This is a genomic window from Ruegeria sp. D1(2025), from assembly GCF_056536425.1.
Genome location: NZ_JBQFPO010000041.1, coordinates 1 through 1,122, shown reverse-complemented (window position 1 = coordinate 1,122; position 1,122 = coordinate 1). Strand labels below are relative to the sequence as shown.

Genomic DNA, 1,122 nt, shown 5'->3' with positions numbered 1-1,122 from the left:
AATGAACTAGTGACGCGCCATCTGTAGACATGGTGGATAGCTTAATGAAGATTCTGATCACGGGGGGCGCGGGTTTTATCGGGTCGCGGCTGAGCGCTGAACTTGTTCAGCAAGGGCATGACGTCACGATTTTCGACTCTCTGCACCCACAGGTTCATTTCCAGAACGAGACCAATTTCAGGATCGCCAAATCCTCGGGCGCGGAGATGATCGTGGGCGACGTGCGTTCGCGCGACGACATGCAGCGCGCCATGTCCGAGGTCCGGCCCGAGTTCATCTTCCACCTTGCCGCCGAAACCGGCACCGGCCAGTCCTTTGACCACCCGACCCGGTACAACGAGGTCAACATCATCGGCACCACCAACCTGATCGAGGCGGTGCGCGCGGCCGATACCCCGGTGCGCCGCATCATTCTGGCCGGCTCGCGCAGCGTCTATGGCGAGGGCGCCTGCGTGGACGCCAACAAGGTCCTTGTGCCTGCGGTCGCCCGCACCAGCCAGGACATGTCGAACGGAGATTTCCTGCCGAAATCGGCCAGCGGCGAAACCCTGACGCCGGTGCCGACCAATGCCGATACCTGCCCGGTGGCACCCGCCTCGATCTATGCCTCGACCAAGCTGATGCAGGAATACCTGCTGACCCAGGCCTTCTGGGGCACCCCGACCGAGGTCGGCATTCTGCGCCTGCAGAACGTCTATGGCCCGGGGCAGTCCATGTCGAACCCCTATACCGGCGTGATCTCGATCTTTGCCGACCAGATCATGCAGGGCAAGACGCTCAACATCTTCGAGGACGGTGATATCACCCGCGATTTTGTCTATGTCGACGACGTTGTGCGCGCCTTTGCCAGCACCGTCGCGCTGGACAGTTTCTCGGATCAGATCGTGGATATCGGCGCAGGCGAGGCGGCGACCATCATCGACGTGGCCCGGCAACTGATCGACCTTGTCGGGGACGCGCGCAACGGCGTCCAAGTCACCGGCGATTTCCGCGCCGGCGACATTCGCTATGCTCTGGCCGATATCTCGAAGGCACGCCGCCTGCTGAACTGGTCCCCACAGGTCTCCGTCAGGGACGGCCTCAACCAATTCAGCACATGGGCAAAAAAGGAGCAGGGGTGAT

Annotated in this window: 1 protein-coding gene; it reads left to right on the top strand. The window is 61.7% G+C overall.

Annotated features, from left to right (window positions below; genetic code table 11):
* The first annotated feature begins 44 nt into the window (after positions 1 to 44).
* Entirely contained in the window at positions 45 to 1,121 is a 1,077-nt protein-coding gene (locus ACR1XU_RS23115; protein ID WP_480909699.1) for an NAD-dependent epimerase/dehydratase family protein, read from the top strand.
* Position 1,122: the final 1 nt, after the last annotated feature.

Bases quoted from the DNA above. Each gene is read 5' to 3' on its own strand.
- ACR1XU_RS23115 (WP_480909699.1), top strand. From the start codon at position 45: ATGAAGATTCTGATCACGGGGGGCGCGGGTTTTATCGGGTCGCGGCTG.